This window comes from Microcoleus sp. PH2017_34_RAT_O_A, assembly GCF_020737885.1.
In the GTDB taxonomy this organism is placed as follows: Bacteria; Cyanobacteriota; Cyanobacteriia; order Cyanobacteriales; family Microcoleaceae; genus Microcoleus.
Window position 1 is genome coordinate 40,705 of sequence record NZ_JAEQDD010000020.1, and the last position, 19,219, is coordinate 59,923.

The window sequence follows — 19,219 nt, forward strand, 5'->3', positions numbered from 1 at the left end:
CGTCCACCGAATCGGTTAGGATGTATCCGTTCAACCTTAAACAATTGAGAAATAATGGCTCGGATCAACATTTCTGCTGACCCCAATGCACAGGGTACGGATAGTGATGATGTTATCACTGACACTGATAATGGTCGTCGCACCTTTGGCCTCGGTGGCAATGACTTCATCAATGGCTTTGGTGGCAATGATGAGCTGTTCGGGAATCTTGGCCGTGACACGCTACGGGGCGGGGCAGGTTCCGATACGATCTATGGTGGCCAAGATGGAGATGAGCTCTCCGGGGGATTGGATAACGACTTGATTTTCGGCAATCTTGGCACAGACGATCTGACGGGCGATCGAGGTGACGATCGAATGTTTGGCGGACGAGACAACGATCGGATCTCTGGAGGTGATGGAGACGATTTCTTGTCTGGTGATGGGGGGTTTGACATTTTGACAGGTGGCCCCGGACGAGACACCTTTGTGGTTCAAAATGAGCTAGCTACCAACTCTTTCGATCACTTATTTGACTTCGTTCTCGGTGAAGACAAGATTGCTCTTGGCGGTGGTTTATCGTTCAACGACCTACAAATCTCAACTATACCAAGAGAGGTTGCTAATAATCGGGCAAATAATGATTTACTTGACAGACAGTTTGCTCCGTGGTCAGGAGCAATCGCTATTAACAATGATCGCGATCTACTGATTACACTCAGATCAACGGGGCGGACGATCGCTCGTGTGAATAATCTACAAACAGGACAATCTCAAATTACACCAGCCAGCCTGACAGCAGAAAATTTCATCAGTATTTAGGACTTGGTTGCTCATCTACTTAGGAACTTATCCGCTGGGATAAACAACCCGGTTTCGTCAATATCTCTTGATTTGATGTAGGGTTTTGATCGGAAACCGGGTTGTTTGCGGCATATTCTTGAATCTCTGCACCGATGTCATATCAATTCCGGTTGCACCGATGTCATATCAATTCCGGTTACACCGGAATGATAAGAGGAGACGGCTTGGCCTTAGTCCCTACCGTGATTAATTGTAGGGACTAAGGCCAAGCCGTCTCCTCATTTCGACTAAAATTATACTCCGTTTCCATGACTATTCCTATTCCTCTCCCTCTTCTTTTCCATCCTCTGTGCTCTCTGTGTCCTCTGCGGTTCCTTCACTCTTTCCCGCATTAACCTCAATCTTTTGCTGATGACGTTCCGACGCAGTTGTTTGCAGCATTTTCAATTTTTCTGGGTCGGAATCCGATCGCCAAAACAAGCGATGACCCTTGATTTTGACGCAACTTTCCTCCAAACTGTTCAGCAATTCCCGCTCCTTAAATCCACCGGACTTATCAAAAATTCCCAACTTTTCCTCTTGGCGACTGAGCTTCGCAAACTTCTGATAATGCGGATAACTAGATGATACAAAAGCTTCTTTTCTAACTAAAATTGGCGGATTAGACAAATTAGAATAGTCTTGATAGCCGACAGAAAGACCGCGCAAATTGATGTGCATGGAAGTGTGAAGAACTGGATGTGGATCGGTATCAAAATCGGGATAAAATAAATAGGAAATTTTCGGTTTATTAGCATAAAATTTGATGATTGTCGCGCCGTCAAGTCTGCCGATTGTCCGGTTGGCACAGCCTTCGTAGAGTCGCAATAAAGGGTCTAGTTCTTCTAATGCAGAGACGTGAACCGAAAGGGAACCGTGTTGTTTGTAGCCGATCGCACTATCCTCGCAACAGTCCGCCACAATATCCGGTTTGCTCAGGCTATATAGCATTAAATCTGCCAAAGTGCAAGCCCTGTGATAACTGTCAAACAAACCCTTGATGTCATTGCGGATTTGAGCCGGAAGCCGCCGCATCGGAGGGCGATCGCCTAAACCGTTGAGAGCGAGATATACTAGCAAATCCTGGCGGCGCTTGTCGGCGATAGTCTCCCAATCATCCGCATCCGTTGCTTGCAAAATCACCCGCCAAGCGCGGTTAAAACTGTGAAATTCTTCCTTGATTGGCGCTTCTTCGGCTAATTCGCCCTTCACCGGGAGGCGGCCGCGATCGCTCACAAACGCCATCAAAGGAGCCAGCATTTCCTCGTAATCCTCAAAGCGCTTGACTTGCGATCGCACTCTGGGAGTCGATAAGCGCGATCGAAACCGAGAAGCCCGAAAACCCTCACCCTCCGCCGCATCCCGAAACACAAAATAGATTCCCAAAGCCACAGGAATCGCATCAACATTCAAAACTTGATCGATATAAACCTTCAACTCTTCCTGCTCGTAATACTTCTGAAAAGTATTGCGAGAAGTGATCACCCCATCCCCGTAAGCAATTTGACCTCTATCGCCATCATCAATCAAAACCTGAGCCGCCACCACCAATAAATTCTTAGTTAATTCCCAAGCATTTAGCAAAGATTCTCGGCGTTCCGCCAAAGATTCAATCACATTAATTACATAACCAATATTCACAATATCCGCACCAATTTGCGGAGTATCCGGCTGATAGTATGGGTCCCAACCCGCAGCAACATAACCCTCTTGGGCAATATATTTAACATCGCCACCGTAGCCACAGCCGTAATCAAAAAAAGTCATTCCATCAACAAACAAATCAGATTCCAAAACTAGACGCACAGGTTTAGAAATAGAGTTGCGTACCATCGCAGCTTTGTGCCGCTCAATCTTGGGAATTGATAACTCGCTATTCTCCTGTTTCAAACGCTCGACAACAGCATGATCGTGGATTTCAACACCGCAATATCCCAAATATTTAAGCCAACCATCGCGAGTGCCGATCGCGCTTGTATTGTCCAGCAGTCCCCATCCTTCCTCGCAGCGAGTCAGTCGAGCAAACTTCTCGTAATTGGGATAATCCGGTGTCACAAAAGTTTCTTTGCGGTGCAAAACCGGGGGATTTTCACTGTTGCTGTAATCGAAATATTTAACTTCCGCTGTTTCCAGATTAATTTGGATGCTGGTTTGTAAAGCAGGGTGAGCGTCCGTATCGAAATCGGGGTAAAAAAGATAAGATATTTTAGGTTGATTGAGGGAAAACTTAACTAAAGTTGCTTCATCAATATTTTCGAGATGGCGTCTGGCACAATTTTCGTAAATTACCAAGACAGGATTGAGTGCTGACAATGCCGAAACGTGAACGTAAAAAGCCGTTGGTAATTTTTTGCCTATTTTGCTTTCCCGACAGCACCGAGCTATTTTGGCCACCAGACTATCAACAGAAAATTCATTGATTTCTTCGGGCGCACATGGCACAGCATTTACATAACTTTCCCCAGCAAGAGGATTGTTTTCATGTAATAAAACTTCCCGAGCAAAAGCCATCAAAGGCGTTAGAATTTCTCCATTATTTTCTAATGGTTCGCTATGTGAAACAGGGTTTGTATCGGTATCGTAAGTCATAGGTTAACTCATCGATTTTTTCTTAAAGACTGGGCGGTTGAAACCGCGTCTATACAGACAAAACCCGGATGGTGCGCGGGTTGAAGATAATTAGACCGTGCGGTTAAAATTACCTTGTTTTCTTGAGTCAGCCGAGGTGTTCGGCGAGCGAAGTCGAGTCGCGGACATCGTTTGTTTGGCGTGCGATTTTAATCGCCGACTATAATTGCCGACGTATCTAACAACTTAAATATTAACCAAACATTCGAGTTTCCACAAACTCTTGAACTCTGGCTAAATGACTGGACAAACTCGCTAATATGCTTTCAACCCTCTCAATAGTTGACAATCCCGAAGCTGGCGGTTGAGATTGAAAGCCTCGCGCCTGATGCTCCAATTGTGCTGCTAAATCCGACATCTGAGCAACTCCCACATTTGCAGAAGTTCCCTTGAGACGGTGAGCTTGATATTCCACAGTTGACCAATCTTTAGCTTCTGCGGCTATTTTGGCAGCAGCCACATCAGCTTGTGCGTTTCCCACAAATGCTTGCAAGAGTCGCTCGGGCAATTTGACATTAACCTGTCCGAGTTGCTGCAATCTGCTTTGGTCGAACAGTCCGTCGCAGTCTGCGTGTTCCCAAGCTTGCAGTTCGTGAAGCGAAGCTATCCCGCAGGGAATCGCCCTTGGTGCCGGCACAGCCACAGGCATTGCTGCTTCCAAAACTTCTGGATAATTTGTTTCTAATTGAGGATTTTGTACCAAATTAATACCTTTAACTCCATACTTATTTTTAAACTCAACATTTTGGGATTCATATTTTTTCAGCGCCACGGCCAAAGTATCTAAATCTACAGGTTTGCTGAGATAATCATCCATCCCCGCCGCCAGACACTTTTCTCGTTCTCCCGGCATAGCGTGAGCCGTTAAAGCAATCACAAAAGTATGCCGATCGCCCTTTTCTCGCTCCCTTAACTTTTTTGTCGTTTCATAACCGTCAAGTATTGGCATTTGACAGTCCATCAACACCAAATTATAGCTTTTTTGTGCCAGCAAGTCCAGCGCTTCTTGACCGTTGGAGGCGCAGTCAGCATGATAGCCTAAAGCTGTCAACTGTTCGACAATAACTTGTTGATTGATCGGGTGGTCTTCCGCCAGCAATATTCTCAGAGATGAGGGTGAATAGGGAGTAACATATCGAGAATTGACTCCTAGTAATTTGCAAGTATTAGCAGCCTCCAAGCTGTCAAACTCTCCCGTTCCCTTAACCGATGCCAGCAAAGCTTCAAGCAAGCGGGAAGGCCGCACCGGCTCGATTAAATAGCCGCTAAAACCATGACAGCAAAGTGCTTCAGCTTTTCGCTGTTCCCGCAAAGCAGTCATGGCGATTAACGAGGCAAATGTCGAGGTCGATCGCACTTTCCGGGCAAATTCCTCAGCATCCAAATCCGGCATTTGCAAGTCCACCAGCACCGCATCGCAGCTTTTTTCGCCTTCCTCTGAATGCCCAGAAATGCTGCTATTGGCATTTTTCAACCAAGTCAAAGCAGCAGCAGCGCTTTCTGCTTCGTAGCAGCGGGCGCCCCACCTTTGAGCGAGCGATCGCACCGCCGCCCTCTTCAAAGCGCTTCCCGAGACTACTAACAGCTTCTTAAGAGCAAGTTCGGCAGTCTGAGGCTCAACTTGCAACTGTTTTTCCAAAGGTACAGCAAACCAAAATGTCGAACCGTTGCCGAGAAAACTGCGAATCCCAATGGCACCTCCCATCATTTCGACTAACTGCTTGCAAATAGCCAAACCCAAACCCGTGCCTCCGTAAGCCCTAGTTGGAGAAGCGTCTACCTGAGAAAAAGATTGGAACAGTTTTGTCTGCCCTTCCGGCGAAATTCCAATGCCAGTATCGCGCACCGAAAATAGCAAATTTTCTCCTTGTCTGCCGTCTGCAAATCGGTTGCTCCGTTTCACCGTCACGTGAACTAAGACTTGGCCGCGATCGGTAAATTTGATCGCATTTACCGTCAAATTGAGCAATATTTGCTTCAACCTGCCCGAGTCGCCCACCAACTTTTTAGGCACCGCACTGTCAATTAAAAAATCCAATTCAAGACTTTTTTCCTCAGCCAAAGGTGCCACCATTTCTATCACCGATTCCAGGCAGCTATCCAAATCAAAATCTGCCTTTTCCAGCCGCATTTCTCCGGCTTCTATCTTAGAAAAATCGAGGATATCATTAATCACGCTCAGCAAATGTTCGGCACTGCGGAAAATAGTCTGAGCCGACTCCCGCTGTTTTGGTTCCAGAGGAGCGCGCAGCAGCAATTGAGCCATGCCCAAAACGCCATTCATCGGAGTGCGAATTTCGTGACTCATATTCGCCAAAAACTGCGACTTTACCCGGCTCGCTTCTAGGGCAGTTTCCCGCGCTTCCACCAACTCATTAATCTTGTCGGCTACCATTACCATTCCCCCCACTTGGCCGTCGGGATTGTACCAAGGGTGAGCTGCCCAGCGCAGGTATATAACAGAGCCGTCTGCTCGTTCCCAAGCATCTTCGCTCACAGAAATTACCTCACCCTTTAACACTTCTTGATACATCATTTTCCAGCGATTTGGCGTATCTGGAAACAATTCGTAATGACTGAGATTTGTCAGGGACTGCCACTCGAAATTAAATTGAGTCAGCCATTGGTGAGAGTTAGCTAAATAGCGCATTTGGGTATCGAACATCGCCATTGCTACCGGCACGCAGGTAATAATTTGTTTCAGTTGCTGCCGTTCTCTTTCTAGCGCGTCTTCGGCTTGTTTGCGATCGGTAATATCGCTAATCATGCCGGCCATCCGCAGCGCTTTTCCTTGGGAATTTCGCTGGGCTTTGCCCTGGGAAGTGCAGTAGCGGTAAGCTCCTGAGGAGTGCAGCAGCCGGAATTCTACATTGTAGTCGATCGCTTGTTCTAGATGAGCTGCGATCGCCCGGACGATGCCGTCCTTGTCATCGGGGTGCAGGCGGCTGTAGAGAGCATCCATCGTGCTGCCAAATTGCTCTCGCGGCAAACCGATAATTTCCAAAAGGCGATCGTTCCAATAAACCTCATTTTTACTTAAATCCCAATCCCAAATTCCGTCATTTACACCCTCTAAAACTAACCTGTACCTTTCCTCGCTTTCCTTAAGTTGTTGACTGGCATGAAACGCCTGAGATTCGGCGCGGTAAACGCGAAGGGCATTCTCCAAACTGCGCGACAAACTCTCAGCAGACATCTTGCCTTTAGCGATATAATCAGAAGCTCCCGCCTTCATCAATTCCACAGCAATTTGTTCGTCGCCTTGCCCGGTAAGTACAATTAAGGGAACTTTCAGCCCAGCTTCCCGTACATTTTTTACCAAACTCAGTCCGTCTCCGTCTGGCAAGCGGTAGTCTAGGAATACGCAGTCAAATTTGCAGTCAAATATCTGATTTAATAGCAGCGAATTTTCGGTTTCCTCAACCTCGCTTAACTTTTGAGATTTATCTGGATGCGAGAGTTTCGCCGCTGCTATACTAGAACTTTTCCTCACCGATAGTTTTGCCAGAGCATCGGCGCAGTCTTCGGCTTCAGTAACTTCTACCGAAACCCGAGCAGACTTGAGCGAGCGTTTGACCGCCATGCGATCGACTTCATCGTCATCAACTATCAGAATTTTGATAAGTTTGTCCATAACAACCGAATTGTGAATTAATCTGAAAAAAACTGCGGCATCCCAAAAGTATCTAAAACAAAGGTATAGCCTTTCTCAGAAAGATTCGCGGACGATTGGGCATAGGGCATAGGGCATAGGGCATAGGGCATAGGGCACGCAGGCATACCTCACTTTTTTGAGAACCGCTATACCGCTCCCAAAATCACAACAGCCATCTTGAAATTTTGCTGTTCTCTTTTCTATGGCTTAGGGAATTTCGCTCAGCATCCAGTATTTGTTGAGGGTAGCCATAACTTCCACAAAGTTAGAAAAAGTGACGGGCTTAAGAATATAACCAGCTACATTCAAATTATAAGCTTCTACCTTGTCTCTATCTTCATTAGAAGTTGTCAGGACTATCACTGGAATCGACTTCAACTTTTCATCCAGCCGCAATTCTCGCAAAAACTCGATGCCGTTCATTCTCGGCATATTCAAGTCGAGCAAAATCAATCGGCGTGCTTGAGGCATTGCAGGCTCTGTTTTGCTTTCTTGGCGCAATATATGCAGAGCTTCTAATCCGTTTGCAGCCAAGTAGAGGGGGTTAACAATGTTATTTTTTTTGAACGCTCGCCGGACGTTCATCACATCCACCTCATCATCTTCTACCAAGAGGATATGAATTTTTTTGTCTTCCATAAATCAGCCATTTTACAGATGTTTTTTAAGCGCCAGTCTGTATGGTGAGCTTCATTCAGCACCGATCGCGAACCCAGCAGGTCTAATCTCTATTGTGCTTTGTCAAGAATCATTTATGCCTGGGCCGATCGCAGTATATATCTGGAGGCTTCCACAGTTGACAGTTGACAGTTGACAGTTGACCCCCAGAGAGCGACCTCTACGCAGAAGTCCGAGGATTGAAGTAATGAATAGTCTGATTTTAATTTCTCCCTACAAGGGTTCCGGCTTTAATCCAATTCTTTCTGGTAACAATACTTCGGACAGTTTTAGATCTAGTCGAGCCTCCGAAACCCTTACTGACCATATGCTGGACTATTTTTTCAATGTTTAAGTTCAGCCCTAAGTTTCAGAAAATGCGTAAAAATGGCAGGGCTTACTCGCTCTCGGCTTACACGGCCGTTAAAAAACTGTCCGAAGTATTGTGGTAAGTAAGCTCTAAACCTATACACGATCGGGCATTCCCTATCTAAAATCTCACATCTAAAATGGTATAATTTGCGATCGAGCTACGGTAAAATCTCAAACTCATCTATATTATTAATCGCCATGTCAGCCGATCGCAAACTCTACGAAGGCAAAGCCAAAATCCTGTACTCCACCGAAGACAGCGAAATCTTGCTGACCCACTTCAAAGACGACGCCACAGCCTTTAACGCCCAAAAACGCGGCAGCATCGCCGGCAAAGGCGAAATTAACTGCGCCATATCCGCCCACCTGTTTCGGATGCTAGAAGCCAAAGGCATTCCCACCCACTTCATCGACACGCCCGCCCCCAACCAAATGCGAGTCTGCCGCGTCGGCATCTTGCCCTTAGAAGTCGTCGTCAGAAACATTGCCGCCGGTAGTCTTTGCAAACAAACGGGAATCGCCCTCGGTACAATTATCAATCCGCCGCTGGTGGAATTTTATTACAAAAACGACGATCTGGGAGACCCGCTGCTAACCCGCGGCAGATTGCAGTTAATGCAGCTAGCTACCCCCGAACAAGTAAAGCAACTGTCGATCGCCGCCCGTGAAATTAACGAAATACTCAAAGAATTTTTTACCCTGTGCGGCATCACCCTGGTAGACTTCAAACTGGAATTTGGTATCGACCAACATCAAAATCTGATCCTCGCCGACGAAATCAGTCCCGACACTTGTCGCCTCTGGGACAACGCAGAAACTGACCCCGACGCCCGTGTGATGGACAAAGACAGATTCCGCCGCGACTTGGGATCGGTAGAAAGCGCTTACCAACAAGTTCTCCAGCGGGTTTTAGCTCAGAAAGTATAGAGGCTGGAAATGCGCTAGAATTGCACAGTTTGTACCCCTTCTGCCTTTAATGTCAGCAATCAGCGGTGAACAGTCAACAATTAAGTAGTAGTTCCGAATTAATTACACGAAATTTCGACTGAAACCCTTGCCTAGCAAGGAGTCTTTATGTAATTATTTTTGTGTGGTTATTTAGCGGTCAGTCGATTTTAAATTTTAGATTTACTTCACAAATGAATCTGGGAGGTTGAACTCTTAGTCTAAAATTTGGGGGCACTACGACAGCCCTGCGGGGGATAGATAAACAGTTGACAGTTGACAGTTGACAGTTGACAGTTAACTAATGACTCATGACTAATGCTGTTCGCGAGCTCCGAGACTCGCACTAATGACTAATGACTAATGACTAATAGACCTCTTGCAAAAATCGGAAAACACCCTGAAATCATCTGCGTTTATCTGTGTTTATCTGTCTGACATCTGCGGTTGAAGGATCGCTCAAAGACCTAATGACTGATGACTAATGACTAATGACTAATGACTAATGACTGATGACTAAATAATGTCGTGTGTGCGATCGCCCAAAAGAGTGAACAAAAATGCGTTTATCTGCTGTATTGGTGGCAGTTTTTACTGTCTCAGCAACCTTCGGATTATCAAATTCGGCAAGTGGTCAAACATCCTACTCTGAATCAACAGAGGAAGCTTTGGCTGCCGTTCCTTCCGCCCCGTCGATCGAATTACCCGATCGCCCCGTTCCAGAATTAACCGAAAATTCTCCTCAAAACCGCACAGCCGCTAACAGCAGCCCAGCGGCAGCCCTAAAAATAGCGGCGGCCCCTCGCAGAGGAGAAGACGATCGCGAACCCCCAAACCGAGTCACAGACCCAGTAACCCCGGTTTCGCCCGCACAGGTGCAACTCAAACCCGAGATTGCATCCAATCCCGTCGCCTCTAGCAGCCAAAATGCCCTGCCAGAGGCACAAGTGGCTAGCCCGCTCCCCCCCTCGGAGACGGGTGTTTCGCCCACCTGGGTTGCCGTAGAGCCTCGGAAACAGGACGAATCAGGGGCGATCGTCCAAGACCTCCAAGTTTCTCCTAAACCAGCCCAGGATGAATCAGGGGCGATCGTCCAAAACGCCCAAATTCCCCCCAGACCGGCCCCGGCTAGACCGGCCCCGACCAGACCGGCCCCGACCAGACCGCCGGCTAACACCCTTCCGACATTGCCCTCGGGCCCAGGAACACCGCAGCCCAGACCAGCCCCCGCACCAGCCGGGGCAGCAGAACCGCAAGTGCTAGTTGCCGAAGTTACCGTTACCGGGGCAACCGGAGACCTGGCAAGCGAGATTTACCGAGTCATCAGCACCCAACCGGGACGCACGACCAACCGCAGCCAACTGCAACAAGACATCAACGCCATTTTTGCCACCGGCTTTTTCAGAAACGTGCGTGCAGTCCCGGAAGACACCCCCTTAGGCGTGCGGGTGAGTTTTATCGTGCAGCCAAATCCGGTGCTGCGGGGAGTGACAATCACCGGTCAGCAAGTGCTGCCCCAAAGCGTAATTGACGATAGCTTCCGCGATCAGTACGGCAAAATTCTCAACCTCCGCCGCTTTGAGGAGGGAGTGAAAAAAATTAATGCCTGGTATCAAGAAAACGGCTATGTTTTGGGCCAAATTACTGATGCGCCACAAGTAGCAGACGACGGCACTGTCACCTTGGTAGTGGCAGAAGGCCAGATCGAATCCGTTGATGTCCGCTTCCTGAACAAGGAAGGAGAGGCAACGGATGCGACCGGTCAGACGATCGGAGGTAACACCCGCCGCTATGTGATCACCCGTGAAGTACAACTCAAGCCCGGAGATATCTTTAACCGCACCAAGGCGGAAAGAGATTTGAGGCGAGTGTTTGGTTTGGGGATTTTTGAAGACGTGCGGCTTGCTTTGGAACCGGGAACGACTGACCCCCGCAAGGCAAGGGTAATTGTCAACGTCATTGAGAAAAATACAGGTTCTCTGGCTGCGGGTGCGGGTTTGAGTTCCGCGACGGGTTTGTTCGGTACGGTGAGTTACCAGCAGCAAAACTTGAACGGTAGGAACCAAAAATTGGGGGCTGAAGTACAAATCGGGGAACGCCAAACCCTGTTTGACTTGAGTTTTACCGATCCCTGGATTGCGGGCGATCCTTACCGAACTTCTTTCACGGCTAATATTTTTAGAAGGCGATCGATCAGCGTGATTTTTGACGGCGGCGAGAGGGAAGTCAGATTGGCAAATGACGATCGACCCCGCATCGTCCGCACCGGTGGCGGCATCAATTTTACCCGTCCCTTGTCGCGCGATCCTTTTGCAGATTCTGAGTGGACAGCTTCACTCGGTTTGCAATACCAGCGAGTCTCAATTACCGATCGCAAAGGCCGGCGCGAATCCGAGGATGCACTCGGCAACCAGCTAAGTTTTAGCAACTCTGGTTCCGATGACTTGACAACCATTCAAGCAGGTGCTGTGCGCGATCGGCGCAACGACCCACTCCGCCCCACCAGCGGTTCCCTGCTCAGATTTGGCATGGAACAATCGATTCCTGTAGGTTCCGGCAGCATCCTGCTCAACCGCCTGCGTGCCAGCTACAGCTTTTATCTACCAGTCAAGTACACAAACTTTACCCCCGGCCCCCAAACCCTGGCATTTAGCTTCAAAGCCGGCACCGTATTCGGAGATTTGCCTCCCTACGAAGCCTTTGCCTTAGGTGGCGCCAACTCTGTGCGCGGATACAACGAAGGCGAAATCGGAGCCGGCCGCAGCTTCCTAGAAGGCAGCGTGGAGTACCGTTTCCCGATTATTTCGTTTATCGGCGGAGCGCTATTTTTGGATGCAGGCACCGATTTGGGCACGGGCAAAGATGTCCCCGGCGACCCGGCTGGTGTTCGCAGAAAGCCCGGTAGCGGTTACGGTTACGGCCTCGGCGTGCGGATTCAATCTCCTTTAGGCCCGATCCGGATCGATTACGGTATCAACGACACTGGTGATAATCAAATTCACTTTGGGATTGGCGAGCGATTCTAATTGAAGAGTCATTAGTCAGTAGTCATTAGTCATTAGTTAGGGGTAATGGGTAATTGGTAATTGGTAATTGGTAATTGGTAATTGGGGAAAAGGTAATTGGTAATTGGTAATTGGTAATCGCTAATTACTGATTCTCCCTCTCTCCCCCTCTTCCTTCTTCCCTCTTCCTTCTTCCCTCTTCCTTCTTCCCTCTTCCTTCTTCCTTCTTCCTTCTTCCTTCTTCCTTCTTCCATGACTCAAAGTACCTTAAAATCTAAATTTGAAGTGTCGGGAATTGGTTTGCACAGCGGCGAACAAACTCGCGTCCGAGTCTTGCCCGCTGCGGTTGGAGAAGGCCGCTATTTTGTCAGAATTGACTTGCCCGGTGCTCCGATAATTCCGGCAACAATTGAGGCGGTTTGTCAGACTGCACTTTCTACTGAATTGGCTGGTGCGACAGGTGATCAAATTCGCACTGTAGAGCATCTATTAGGCGCTTTGGTGGGGATGGGAACGGATAATGCTCGAATTGAGGTTGATGGGCCAGAAGTACCGCTGCTGGACGGTTCGGCTCTGGTTTGGGTAGAGGCGATCGCCCATACTGGCTTAATTCCTCAAGAATCGCAGGAAGAGCCAAATCCCTCATTCGTCCTGACTGAGCCGATTTGGGTGCGTCACGGGGATGCTTTTGTCGCCGCCTTACCGTCGGATCGAACTCGGTTTAGTTACGGAATTGATTTTGAGGAACAGGCGATCGGCAATCAATGGTACAGTTGGTCGCCAGAGGTAGAAAGTTTTGCCAGCGCGATCGCCCCAGCCCGAACTTTTGGACTTGCCCGCCAAGTTGAACAATTGCGACAAGCAGGTTTGATCAAAGGTGGTACCCTAGAGAACGCCCTAGTTTGCGATCGATCCGGCTGGCTCAACCCGCCCTTGAGATTTGCCAACGAACCAGTGCGGCATAAAATCTTAGACTTAGTAGGCGACCTCAGCCTGCTGGGAACTTTGCCAAAAGCTCATTACTTGGCTTACAAAGCCAGTCACAACCTCCACGTCCAACTTGCCAAAGCCCTGAACTCCCAAGCTTCAGCCGTGCTGGAGACAAGTTAGAAAAGGTTCCAGGCTATATACAGTTATAGTTTGCAGTTACAATTCACAACCAAAGACGCGATCCCTTGCGTTTATGTAGCAACGGCCAAGGCGCTTAGAACATTCTTAATTGCTGAAACCATTGCAGTGAATCTGTTCTCTTGCGGCGATAACTAAAGCCTTCCATCTTCCATCTTCCATCTTCCATCTTCCTTCTTCCATCTTCCTTCTTCCATCTTCCTTCTTTCATACCACACTCAAAAGTCTTCAAGCAATGTCCACGCTGACTGAAGTTAACACCCTCAATACTGCTAATTCCGAATCCGTTTCCACAGAAAACGGTGAGAATTCTCCAGCGGTTAAATCTACTTTTACTCTCGAAGAAATCCAGAAAATATTGCCTCACCGCTATCCTTTTGCACTCGTAGACAGGATTGTTGATTACGTGCCGGGAGTGCGGGCTGTAGGAATTAAAAATGTGACTTTCAACGAACCACATTTTCAAGGGCATTTTCCCGGAAGACCGATTATGCCGGGTGTCTTAATTGTCGAAGCGATGGCTCAAGTTGGCGGTATGGTTCTCGGTCAGTTACCGGACATTGAGCAAGGATTGTGGATGTTTACCGGCATTGATAAAGTCAAATTCCGCCGTCAGGTTGTACCGGGCGATCGGTTGCTGATGACTGTAGAATTGCTCTGGGTAAAACGCCGCCGCTTCGGAAAAATGCAGGCGATTGCAGAAGTGGACGGGCAAAAAGTTTGTGAAGGAGAATTGACGTTTTCGATGGTAGATTAAATTGTTATTGGTTATTGGTTATTGGTTATTGGTTATTAGTTGTTGAGGAATTTTTATTTGTTCCTGATGACAACTGATAACTGACAATTGATGGGACTACTGATACTAAATCCTGGTTTGTTAATCCTTGATGATTCGGCGATTGAAATCGCTACTACACAAGCGAAGTCCGCCTCCGCGGACTAAGAAATAAACGGGGTATTTAAGCTTGATTTGGTATGAAAACTGAAAACTGAAAACTGAAAACTGAAAAATGCTTACTTTGATTCACCCAACTGCTGTGATTCATCCCCGCGCTGAACTGCACCCGACTGTAGAAGTGGGTGCTTATGCTGTAATTGGGGAAAGAGTGAAAATCGGGCCGGAGACTAAGATTGGTGCCCATGCAATTATCGACGGGCTAACAGAAATAGGTGCTCGCAATCAAATTTTCCCTGGTGCGGCCATTGGTTTGGAACCTCAAGATCTCAAATATGAGGGTTCTCTGACTAGGGTGACAATTGGCGATAACAATGTGATTCGGGAATACGTGACAATCAACCGCGCTACTGGAGCGGGGGAAAGCACGACGCTCGGCAATAATAATATGTTGATGGCTTACGTTCATGTGGGCCATAATTGCGATATTGCCGATCGAGTAATCATTGCCAACGCTGTAGCCCTAGCGGGACACGTCAAAATTGAGTCTCAAGCCAGACTCAGCGGGGTTTTGGGCGTTCATCAGTTTGTCCACATCGGCCGCTTATCCATGATCGGTGGCTTGAGCAGGATCGATCGAGATGTGCCTCCCTATATGCTAGTCGAAGGGAATCCTTCGCGAGTGCGAGCTATCAACAAAATAGGCCTCGAACGTGCAGGTTTAACTCCAGAAGATTTGCTAGTTTTAAAGAAAACTTTTCGGATTTTATACCATTCTGGCTACACTCTCAATCAAGCTTTGGAACAATTGGATTTGTTACCGGAAAATCATCACTTGCAGCACCTGCGGAGATTTGTGCAACAGTCTGTAACCAAAGGGCGGCGAGGCTTGATTCCTGGTAAAAAATGAATGAGCCTTATATTAATTCTTGCGGACTCAAAGAATTAGTATTATTGAACCGCGAAGACGCGAAGGACACGAAGGAAGAGAAGGAAGCTGTACGGTGCGTCAGTCACCAGCTATAGGTAACTCAAACAGTTTTTGTCTGACGCACCTTACCGAGGATATTGAGGAGTTTATGAAAATTTTTATCAGCACTGGTGAGGTTTCTGGCGATTTGCAAGGAGCTTTGTTAGTTGCAGCTTTAAAACGTCATGCTGTCGCCGCTGGTTTGGAGTTGGAAATAACCGCATTGGGCGGCCCTCGTATGGCTCAAGCTGGCGCTACTATTTTAGGCGATACTCTGGGTATTGGTTCTATGGGTATTATAGAATCTGTGCCGTATATTTTGCCAACGATCGCTGTTCAGCAAAAAGCTAAACAATATCTCAAAAAATTCCGTCCCGATGTTGTTGTATTGATTGATTATTTGACTCCCAATCTCGGTATTGGTAGCTACATCCGCCGCTGTTTGCCCGATTTACCTGTGGTTTGGTACATCGCACCTCAAGAATGGGTTTGCTCGATTTCTCCTCGCAATACGGATCTGATTGTCAATATTGCCGATCGCATTTTGGCGATTTTCCCCCAGGAAGCTACTTATTATCGCGCCAAAGGCTCTCAAGTCAGTTGGGTTGGTCATCCTTTGCTGGATAGAATGCAATCTGCGCCCAGTCGGGAAGTTGCCCGCAAAACTTTGGGAATTGAGCCGGAACAGGTTTCAGTCGCTCTAATTCCCGCTTCTAGAAAGCAAGAACTCAAGTACCTGATGCCGGTGATATTTGAGGCTGCTCGCATTATCCAAGCTAAAATCCCGGAGGTTCATTTCTGGATTCCGGTTTCTCAAGCAGCTTTCCGCAGCAAAATCGAACAAGCGATCGAGAATTACGGTTTGCGGGCTACTTTGTTGGAAAATCAAAATCTGGAAATCTTGGCTGCTGCCGACTTTGCGATCGCCAAATCTGGTACTGTTAATTTGGAATTAGCTTTGCTCGGCGTTCCGCAAGTTGTCGCCTACCGCGTCAGTCGCATTACGGCGATGATTGCTCGCCACCTGCTGAAATTGTCGATTCCTTTTATCTCTCCGCCCAATTTGGTGCAAATGAAGGCGATCGTTCCGGAGTTGCTGCAAGACGAGGCTACTGCCGAAAATATAGTTTTCCACGCCCTGGAATTGCTGCAAAATGCCGATCGACGCCAGCAAACTTTGACGGATTATCGCCAAATGCGCGAAAGTCTGGGAGATGTCGGTGTGTGCGATCGCGCTGCTGCCGAAATAATCAAAAATGTTAAAATAAATACAGCTTCTTAAAACAATTTTAGTATTGAAATATTATGTCAAGCTATCGGAAAAAGCGACCGATCGCTGTTGATTTATTTGCAGGCGCAGGCGGCATGACGCTGGGCTTTGAACAAGCAGGTTTTGATGTACTTGCTTCAGTCGAAATTGACCCCATCCACTGCGCTACCCACGAGTTCAATTTCCCGATGTGTTCTGTATTGTGCAAAGATGTCTCAGAGCTGACGGGAGCAGAAATTCGGCAAAAATCTGCGATCGGCAAGCGCGAAATCGACGTAGTAATCAGCGGTTCGCCCTGTCAAGGATTCTCGCTGATGGGGAAGCGCGATGTCGGCGATCCGCGAAATTCTCTAATTTTCCACTTTCAACGCTTAGTTTTGGAGCTCAAACCCAAGTTTTTTGTAATGGAAAATGTGCCGGGAATTGTAGCAGGCGAACACAAAGAACTCCTGAATCTTTTAATTAGCTCTTTTCTGGAAGCAGGCTATCAAGTAGAAGAAAACTATCAAGTTCTTAACGCAGCTCACTACGGAGTACCGCAAGCTCGCAAACGATTGTTTCTGATTGGTTGCAAAAAAGACTACGATCTGCCAAACTATCCTCAGCCAACTACTTTTTTGCCTAAAAAGAAACTTCCTAAACGCTATAAAAAAGTTAATTTACCTGCGGTTCCGACAGTTTTGGATGCGATTGGAGATTTGCCGGAAGTAGAAAAGTATAGCGAGTTGCTACACCGAGATTGGGTAATGGTGGAGTACGGAAAGTGCAGCAGCGATTACGCGAGTTTTTTGCGCGGATTCGATGATTTTGAAAATGATTATGCTTACGATCGCCAGTACGATCGACAAATCCTCTCATGCAGTCGGCGCACCAAACATTCTGCCGAATGTATTGAAAGATTTGCAGCCGCAGCCTACGGCGAAAAAGAGCCGATCAGCCGTTTTTACAAGCTGCACCCCGACGGAGTTTGCAACACTCTCAGGGCTGGAACAGACAGGGCGAGGGGCGCTTATACTTCGCCAAGGCCAATTCACCCGATCGCGCCTCGGTGCATTACAGTCAGAGAAGCAGCGCGATTGCATTCCTATCCTGACTGGTTTAGATTTCACGTCACAAAATGGCACGGTTTTCGCCAAGTCGGAAATTCTGTACCGCCACTATTGGCGAAAGCTGTAGCAGCGCAGATTATTAGCGCTTTGGGCGTAAAACCAATTAAGCCGAGTTTCAAGCTTTCAAGTGGAGAAGATTCGTTACTTAAACTAAATTGGTCGGAAGCAGAACAATATTATTTCACAAGATCAGACGGCGGTTGAAACCGCGTCTATACAGGCAAAACCCGCCTTCGCGGGTTGAAGAACAGGCAGTGAAAATTACGTTCGGCGGTTGAAACCGCGTCTATACAGGCAAAACCCGCCTCCGCGGGTTGAAAACCGGGCTAAAATACGTTATCCTCTCTTAGTCCGCGGAGGCGGACATCGTTTGTATAGGCGCGGTTTCAACCGTACGTCCGATCTTATCCCAAGCGTATTGAATGAATTAAAAATCAACTTCCAATCTTCCTTTTAATAAATAAGCAGCCATTTGGCCCTTACCTTTGACATTGATTAAACCGCGTTTTTCAAAATCATACTTGTCTTCTATAAGCAAATAAGTTGCGTCGGAAATCTGAATTCCGTCCGGGATACCGTGAGATTCCATGCGGGAAGCGGTATTTACCGTATCGCCCCACAAATCGTAAATAAACTTTTTTGTCCCGATGATTCCAGCTACCACTGGGCCCGAATGAATGCCGATGCGGATGCTAATAGTGAGACCGAACTCTTCTCTGTATTTCACTATGGCTTCTTGCATATCTATCGCCATTTCCGCGATCGCATCTCCGTGATCTGCTCTCGGATTTGGCAACCCCGCCACTACCATATAAGAGTCACCAATTGTCTTAATTTTTTCTAAACCGTGTTTTTCGGCGAGATCGTCGAACTTGGAAAATATATCGTTGAGTAAATGTACTAATTTTTTGGGCGATATTGATGCTGACAACTGGGTGAAGCCAACAATATCCGCGAACATCACGCTAACTGCTGCGAATTCGTCGGCGATTACACCTTGTTCTTTTTTTAATCTTTCGGCGATCGCCTCTGGCAATATATTTAACAGCAACTCCTGAGATTTTTTTTGTTCTATCTCTAATTTGACTAGATAATCCTGCATGGTTTGATAGGCGAGATTCCTTTCTTGCAGGTGCATATAAGCTTTTGAGTGATAGCGAATTCTAGCAATGAGTTCGACTGGATTGGGCAGTTTTACTAAATAATCGTTAGCACCCAAGGAAAATGCTTGCGCTTTTAGTTCCGCTTCTTCTTTACTGGAGAGAACAATCATCGGAATGTCTCGCGTCAGCGAATTCCCTCGAAAAAAGCGCAGCAACTGCAATCCATCTATTTCTGGCATTACTAAATCTTGGAGGATTACTGTTGGCTTCACCTCTAATGCTTTCTTAATTGCTTGAGCTGGATCGTTACAGTAATAAAATTTAATGTCTTTTTCATTAGCAAGCATTCGGCGCACCGCTTCGCCGATCATTTCCTGATCGTCAATCAGTAAAACTGTAACAGTGTATTCGGTCAAGCTAGATATTTTTTTGCTTTCTGAATTTAAAGGTAAATTTAAGTCGATCGAGTGACGGCTTTTCTCCAATTTGAGGTTACTGAGAATGGCGCTATCTCTGGCGGTAACTGGGTTTTTCCCATTGTTTCCCCTATCCTCAAACTTCAACTTTACCACGTTGCCGTTGACTATTTGACTTTCTCGTTGATTTAGTGCACAACTGCAATCGAATTCAATAGCCTGAGAGTGAGTTAATTTCATAACT

The 19,219-nt window shown here is 47.2% G+C and carries 13 protein-coding genes; 8 read left to right on the forward strand and 5 right to left on the reverse strand.

Features of this window, described 5'->3' with window-relative positions; genetic code table 11:
* Window positions 1-54: 54 nt before the first annotated feature.
* Window positions 55-801: a calcium-binding protein gene (locus JGK11_RS09545; RefSeq protein ID WP_293186488.1), complete on the forward strand. Its 747-nt coding sequence runs from the start codon at window positions 55-57 to the stop codon at window positions 799-801.
* Window positions 802-1,101: 300 nt separating this feature from the next.
* Here the strand turns inward: JGK11_RS09545 and JGK11_RS09550 are convergent, their stop codons facing one another.
* From JGK11_RS09550 to JGK11_RS09560, 3 genes are all read right to left on the reverse strand, one after another.
* A complete protein-coding gene (locus JGK11_RS09550; protein ID WP_293211398.1) occupies window positions 1,102-3,411 on the reverse strand; it encodes a DNA phosphorothioation-associated putative methyltransferase in 2,310 nt (769 codons plus the stop codon).
* Window positions 3,412-3,643: 232 nt separating this feature from the next.
* Complete coding sequence (locus JGK11_RS09555) at window positions 3,644-7,084, reverse strand: response regulator (protein ID WP_293211399.1); 3,441 nt, start codon at window positions 7,082-7,084, stop codon at window positions 3,644-3,646.
* A 228-nt stretch (window positions 7,085-7,312) separates the two neighbouring features.
* Window positions 7,313-7,744: a response regulator gene (locus tag JGK11_RS09560; protein ID WP_293186494.1), complete on the reverse strand. Its 432-nt coding sequence runs from the start codon at window positions 7,742-7,744 to the stop codon at window positions 7,313-7,315.
* A 588-nt stretch (window positions 7,745-8,332) separates the two neighbouring features.
* On the opposite strand from JGK11_RS09560, the gene purC reads away from it, so the two are divergent.
* Together purC and JGK11_RS09570 are read left to right on the forward strand one after the other, a co-directional pair.
* Window positions 8,333-9,061, forward strand: coding sequence for a phosphoribosylaminoimidazolesuccinocarboxamide synthase (gene purC, locus JGK11_RS09565; RefSeq protein ID WP_293186504.1), 729 nt, complete (start codon window positions 8,333-8,335; stop codon window positions 9,059-9,061).
* A gap of 578 nt (window positions 9,062-9,639) precedes the next feature.
* The gene (locus JGK11_RS09570) at window positions 9,640-12,105 is read left to right on the forward strand and encodes a BamA/TamA family outer membrane protein (RefSeq protein ID WP_293211400.1); all 2,466 of its coding nucleotides are present in this window, start codon (window positions 9,640-9,642) and stop codon (window positions 12,103-12,105) included.
* Window positions 12,106-12,137: 32 nt separating this feature from the next.
* Here the strand turns inward: JGK11_RS09570 and JGK11_RS09575 are convergent, their stop codons facing one another.
* Window positions 12,138-12,338 (reverse strand): hypothetical protein, encoded by a 201-nt coding sequence (locus tag JGK11_RS09575; protein ID WP_293198150.1) that lies wholly within the window; start codon window positions 12,336-12,338, stop codon window positions 12,138-12,140.
* Between JGK11_RS09575 and lpxC the strand changes: the two genes are divergently transcribed.
* From lpxC to JGK11_RS09600, 5 genes are all read left to right on the forward strand, one after another.
* Entirely contained in the window at window positions 12,337-13,194 is an 858-nt protein-coding gene (lpxC, locus tag JGK11_RS09580; protein WP_293211401.1) for a UDP-3-O-acyl-N-acetylglucosamine deacetylase, read from the forward strand. The two genes, JGK11_RS09575 and lpxC, sit on opposite strands and share 2 nt — an antisense overlap.
* 253 nt (window positions 13,195-13,447) lie before the next feature.
* Window positions 13,448-13,969 (forward strand): 3-hydroxyacyl-ACP dehydratase FabZ, encoded by a 522-nt coding sequence (gene fabZ / locus JGK11_RS09585; protein WP_293186502.1) that lies wholly within the window; start codon window positions 13,448-13,450, stop codon window positions 13,967-13,969.
* A 253-nt stretch (window positions 13,970-14,222) separates the two neighbouring features.
* On the forward strand, window positions 14,223-15,017 hold the full coding sequence (gene lpxA, locus JGK11_RS09590) for an acyl-ACP--UDP-N-acetylglucosamine O-acyltransferase (RefSeq protein ID WP_293183966.1): 795 nt from the start codon (window positions 14,223-14,225) through the stop codon (window positions 15,015-15,017).
* Between the two features lie 169 nt (window positions 15,018-15,186).
* A complete protein-coding gene (gene lpxB, locus JGK11_RS09595) occupies window positions 15,187-16,359 on the forward strand; it encodes a lipid-A-disaccharide synthase (protein ID WP_293183963.1) in 1,173 nt (390 codons plus the stop codon).
* A gap of 23 nt (window positions 16,360-16,382) precedes the next feature.
* Window positions 16,383-17,660, forward strand: a complete 1,278-nt coding sequence (locus tag JGK11_RS09600) for a DNA cytosine methyltransferase (protein ID WP_293211402.1) — start codon at window positions 16,383-16,385, stop codon at window positions 17,658-17,660.
* Window positions 17,661-17,883: 223 nt separating this feature from the next.
* Here the strand turns inward: JGK11_RS09600 and JGK11_RS09605 are convergent, their stop codons facing one another.
* Window positions 17,884-19,215 carry an adenylate/guanylate cyclase domain-containing protein gene (locus JGK11_RS09605; protein ID WP_293197944.1) on the reverse strand — a complete coding sequence of 444 codons (1,332 nt, stop codon included), beginning with the start codon at window positions 19,213-19,215 and terminating at the stop codon, window positions 17,884-17,886.
* Window positions 19,216-19,219 lie beyond the last annotated feature (4 nt).

What these genes read in the sequence shown, in the direction of transcription:
- JGK11_RS09545 (WP_293186488.1), top strand. Translation starts at nt 55, where the DNA reads ATGGCTCGGATCAACATTTCTGCTGACCCCAATGCACAGGGTACGGAT.
- JGK11_RS09550 (WP_293211398.1), bottom strand. Translation starts at nt 3,411, where the DNA reads ATGACTTACGATACCGATACAAACCCTGTTTCACATAGCGAACCATTA.
- JGK11_RS09555 (WP_293211399.1), bottom strand. Translation starts at nt 7,084, where the DNA reads ATGGACAAACTTATCAAAATTCTGATAGTTGATGACGATGAAGTCGAT.
- JGK11_RS09560 (WP_293186494.1), bottom strand. Translation starts at nt 7,744, where the DNA reads ATGGAAGACAAAAAAATTCATATCCTCTTGGTAGAAGATGATGAGGTG.
- purC (WP_293186504.1), top strand. Translation starts at nt 8,333, where the DNA reads ATGTCAGCCGATCGCAAACTCTACGAAGGCAAAGCCAAAATCCTGTAC.
- JGK11_RS09570 (WP_293211400.1), top strand. Translation starts at nt 9,640, where the DNA reads ATGCGTTTATCTGCTGTATTGGTGGCAGTTTTTACTGTCTCAGCAACC.
- lpxC (WP_293211401.1), top strand. Translation starts at nt 12,337, where the DNA reads ATGACTCAAAGTACCTTAAAATCTAAATTTGAAGTGTCGGGAATTGGT.
- JGK11_RS09575 (WP_293198150.1), bottom strand. Translation starts at nt 12,338, where the DNA reads ATGGAAGAAGGAAGAAGGAAGAAGGAAGAAGGAAGAAGGAAGAGGGAA.
- fabZ (WP_293186502.1), top strand. Translation starts at nt 13,448, where the DNA reads ATGTCCACGCTGACTGAAGTTAACACCCTCAATACTGCTAATTCCGAA.
- lpxA (WP_293183966.1), top strand. Translation starts at nt 14,223, where the DNA reads ATGCTTACTTTGATTCACCCAACTGCTGTGATTCATCCCCGCGCTGAA.
- lpxB (WP_293183963.1), top strand. Translation starts at nt 15,187, where the DNA reads ATGAAAATTTTTATCAGCACTGGTGAGGTTTCTGGCGATTTGCAAGGA.
- JGK11_RS09600 (WP_293211402.1), top strand. Translation starts at nt 16,383, where the DNA reads ATGTCAAGCTATCGGAAAAAGCGACCGATCGCTGTTGATTTATTTGCA.
- JGK11_RS09605 (WP_293197944.1), bottom strand. Translation starts at nt 19,215, where the DNA reads ATGAAATTAACTCACTCTCAGGCTATTGAATTCGATTGCAGTTGTGCA.